This window comes from Erwinia sp. OLFS4 (assembly GCF_002752165.1).
Classification (GTDB): domain Bacteria; phylum Pseudomonadota; class Gammaproteobacteria; order Enterobacterales; family Enterobacteriaceae; genus Izhakiella.
Map to the genome: position 1 here is coordinate 1 of NZ_MOMB01000087.1, position 3,724 is coordinate 3,724.

The 3,724-nt window shown below is 42.8% G+C and carries 4 protein-coding genes; 3 read left to right on the top strand and 1 reads right to left on the bottom strand.

The window, feature by feature from the left end:
* The 3 genes from BL249_RS18895 to BL249_RS18520 form a co-directional block, all read left to right on the top strand.
* Window positions 1-109, top strand: a 109-nt coding sequence (locus BL249_RS18895) for an IS3 family transposase (protein WP_143354807.1), incomplete at its 5' end; no start/stop codon positions are given.
* Window positions 110-131: 22 nt separating this feature from the next.
* Window positions 132-2,330: a catalase HPII gene (gene katE, locus BL249_RS18515; RefSeq protein ID WP_099753263.1), complete on the top strand. Its 2,199-nt coding sequence runs from the start codon at window positions 132-134 to the stop codon at window positions 2,328-2,330.
* 66 nt (window positions 2,331-2,396) lie between these two features.
* A complete protein-coding gene (locus BL249_RS18520; RefSeq protein ID WP_092879758.1) occupies window positions 2,397-3,053 on the top strand; it encodes a DUF421 domain-containing protein in 657 nt (218 codons plus the stop codon).
* A gap of 131 nt (window positions 3,054-3,184) precedes the next feature.
* Here the strand turns inward: BL249_RS18520 and BL249_RS19340 are convergent, their stop codons facing one another.
* The gene (locus BL249_RS19340; RefSeq protein ID WP_099707597.1) at window positions 3,185-3,442 is read right to left on the bottom strand and encodes a hypothetical protein; all 258 of its coding nucleotides are present in this window, start codon (window positions 3,440-3,442) and stop codon (window positions 3,185-3,187) included.
* Window positions 3,443-3,724: the final 282 nt, after the last annotated feature.

Genomic DNA, 3,724 nt, shown 5'->3' on the forward strand with positions numbered 1-3,724 from the left:
TGGTTACATCGAAATGTTTTATAACAGTAAGCGTCGGCATGGTTCGAGCAATCAGATGTCACCGACAGAATATGAAAACCAGTATTATCAACGGCTCGGAAGTGTCTAGATTATCCGTGGCGATTCAGACCATGTACTCAGTTGAACCGCACTACGAAGATACTGCTCCCTCCAAAAAGTTAACTAAACCTCTTACCAGCATAAGTCCTCCCGGTGCAGAACCTATGATGCCCGGTTCTTTTAAGAACCCTAAAAATAATAACGACAAACTTAAACAACTGGATGATTTCCGGTCTGATCCTTTGGGAGAATCGCTGCGTACCAATCAGGGCGTAAAGATCTCCGATAATCAGAACTCTTTGAAAGCAGGATTACGGGGTTCAACCTTACTTGAAGACTTTATTCTGCGAGAAAAAATTACACACTTTGACCATGAGCGCATACCAGAAAGAGTAGTCCATGCACGAGGTGCCGGAGCTCATGGTTATTTTCAGGTATACAAACCCCTGGCCTCTTATACTAAAGCCGAATTCCTTCAAGATCCTCACGTCAGAACTCCTGTCTTTGTTCGTTTTTCTACGGTACAAGGCTCCCGAGGATCCGCAGATACGGTCAGAGATATAAGAGGCTGGGCAACAAAATTTTATACTAAAGAAGGTAATTTTGATCTCGTGGGTAATAATACTCCCATATTCTTTATTCAGGACGCCATAAAGTTTCCGGACTTTGTACATGCAGTGAAGCCAGAGCCTCATAATGAAATACCACAAGGGCAAAGCGCGCATGATACTTTCTGGGATTACATATCACTTCAGCCTGAAACGCTGCATAACGTCATGTGGGCAATGTCCGATCGCGGCATTCCTCGCAGTTATAGTATGATGGAAGGATTTGGCATTCATACCTATAAACTTATTAATGCGGAAGGCCGATGCCATTTTGTCCGTTTTCATTGGAAACCCGTTTACGGAGTCGCTTCCCTGTTATGGGATGAAGCCCAGCTGTTGGCAGGTCGCGATCCAGATTTTCATCGTCGTGAGTTGTGGGAGTCAATTGAAGCTGGCGACTATCCGGAGTACGAGCTTGGATTGCAAATAATTCCAGAGGAAGATGAGGATAATTTTGATTTCGACATACTTGATCCAACTAAGCTGATCCCTGAATCCTTAGTCCCCGTTCATCTCGTTGGAAAAATGGTATTGAATCGCAATCCTGATAGTTACTTTAATGAAACAGAGCAGGTCGCTTTCTGCCCTGGCAATATTGTATCTGGTATAGATTTCTCTGATGACCCACTACTTCAAGGGCGACTCTTCTCTTACATTGATACCCAAATAAGCCGCCTGGGGGGAGCGAACTTTCACGAAATTCCTATCAATAGGCCGGTGTGTCCTTTCCATAATCATCAACGTGATGGTATGCATCGTATTAGTATTTCAGGGGCAGCTAACTATGAACCTAACTCCATAAACAACAATTGGCCAAGAGAGACTCCTCCGGCAGGTGGAGTTTTCTCATCTTATCCGCAACTAACAACAGGCGAAAAAATTCGCAAAAGAAGTGGCACTTTTATCGACTATTATTCCCATCCGCGCCTGTTTTGGCTGAGCCAAACCAAAGTGGAGCAAAATCACATAATTGGTGGATTCAGTTTCGAGTTAGGCAAGGTAGTGCGCCCATGGATCCGTGAACGTGTGGTTGATCAGCTAACTTATATAGATCATAATTTAGCCCAAGCTGTCGCGGAGAATCTTGGAATTGAACTTAGTCATGAGCAGCTAAGGCATCCACTACCCGGCCCTGTCAATGGAATATCTAAGGATCGTTCATTGAGTATATATGATGGGCATAGTCAGGTATTGAAATCACGACGAGTAGCTATTCTTGCTGCAGATGGTGTATGCGAAAAGTCACTGGCGATTATAATGAAATCACTCCACGATAAAAGTATACACACAATGATTTTCTCACCTCACATAGGGAAGTTAAGAACATTACAGGGCACTGAGCTGAATATCAATGGAACCATTGAAGGTAACCCTTCAGTGCTGGTCGATGCAGTCATTGTGCCTGATGGAAAACAAAGTATCGACACGCTCTTAAAGGATGGCAATGCAAAATATTATCTGCTTCAGGCGTTCAAGCATCTCAAGGTCATCGGTTTACAAGGAGAGGCGCAACGTATTCACGATGCAATACCATTACCTGCAGCGGATGAGGGAATGATAACAGGAAATGCCGCATTAGAACTGGCAGCTGATTTTATCGAAGCGATGAAGTTACACAGAGTCTGGTCACGAGAGATGATCGCTGGTCAAATTCCGGCCTGATGGCAATAACCATGGGCTCATGGATCTGAGCCTTATCAAGTAGAAATAAGTTGAGAGTCAAGCATGATGGAATACTATGTTCTGGTGCTAGTAAAGTTTATTTTAGGTTTTGTGATCGTTATCACTCACCTCAATATTTCAGGAAAAACACAGTTGTCTCAGATGACCCCGGTAGATTTCATCGGAAATTTTGTGCTGGGTGGAATAATCGGAGGCGTCATCTATAGTGACTCCATACCTCTTTATCAATATATATTCGTACTCCTCATTGGGGTATGTCTGATTTCTCTACTGAATACAATAAGCAAACATATGCATTTATTTCGTAGAATAACGATAGGTCAGCCCATTCCTATAATCAAGAAGGGAAAATTCCTTGTCGAAGACATATTCAACAAAAAGAATAAGATAGATATTTTAACCGTATCATCACAACTTCGTGCTCAGGGTATTCATTCTTTTCAGGAAATTGTCTATGCGCAGATCGAACCGAGCGGTCAGATAACGGCGATCTGTGAGGGCTCGGAGATGCCTTCTGTTATTATCATGAAAGAGGGTAAAGCAAGAGACTATGAACTCGACGCAATAGAGAAGGATGTTCATTGGCTTGAGGAGGAGATGAGAAAGGCTTCTGTCGCCAGTGATGATGTTTTTATCGCCGAGTTCTGGCGTGGGAAATTGACGTTCATTCTTAAAAATGGAGAAGTAAAAAAAACCACATAAAGGGGTAGGCGTGATTTAAAATCCTAAATCAATGACTAGTGGTCCCGAAATTAAAATGAATGTTAACTTCTCGATGTCAGTTGATCTCTGTCGACGAAATAAAACACCGTACTCTTTTTAGTCGGTTGCACTTATGTTGTGATTCTATACCTGAAATCCTTTCGCTTATTATCAAGTCTTACCACCCGAACATGCCGGTTACAGATGAACCATATCTCATTGCGGTCATTAGCAAGGATGTAATAAGCATCTGAGGTTTCTGAGGGATTAAAGCATCCAAGTACTCGGTAGGCGTAATCAGGACTGAACCCGCTCTGTAAGGGCAACGGCCTCGGGCCATTATCCAGCTCCTGGATGCGGACATACAATCCCTGCTCAATCCATAACATATTGTATTCTCCAGGCCATTGACCAAATGAAAACATACAGGCCGATATAATAAGTAATGGGCACTTACTCGGCCTTGACTCATTTTAGCTTAAAAAGCTTATAACTCGAGATGTATCATCAAATATTGCCATGACAAAGTTATCGTTTGCATTAGGAGAGCATGAAAAACCCTGGGGCAGTCATCGAATAGCTCATTTGCTGGGACTAGAATAACCGCCACCATTTCATAACAATACCTGCTGGCTATGAAGATCTACGTCATCAAAATAGCAGTTCGTGGA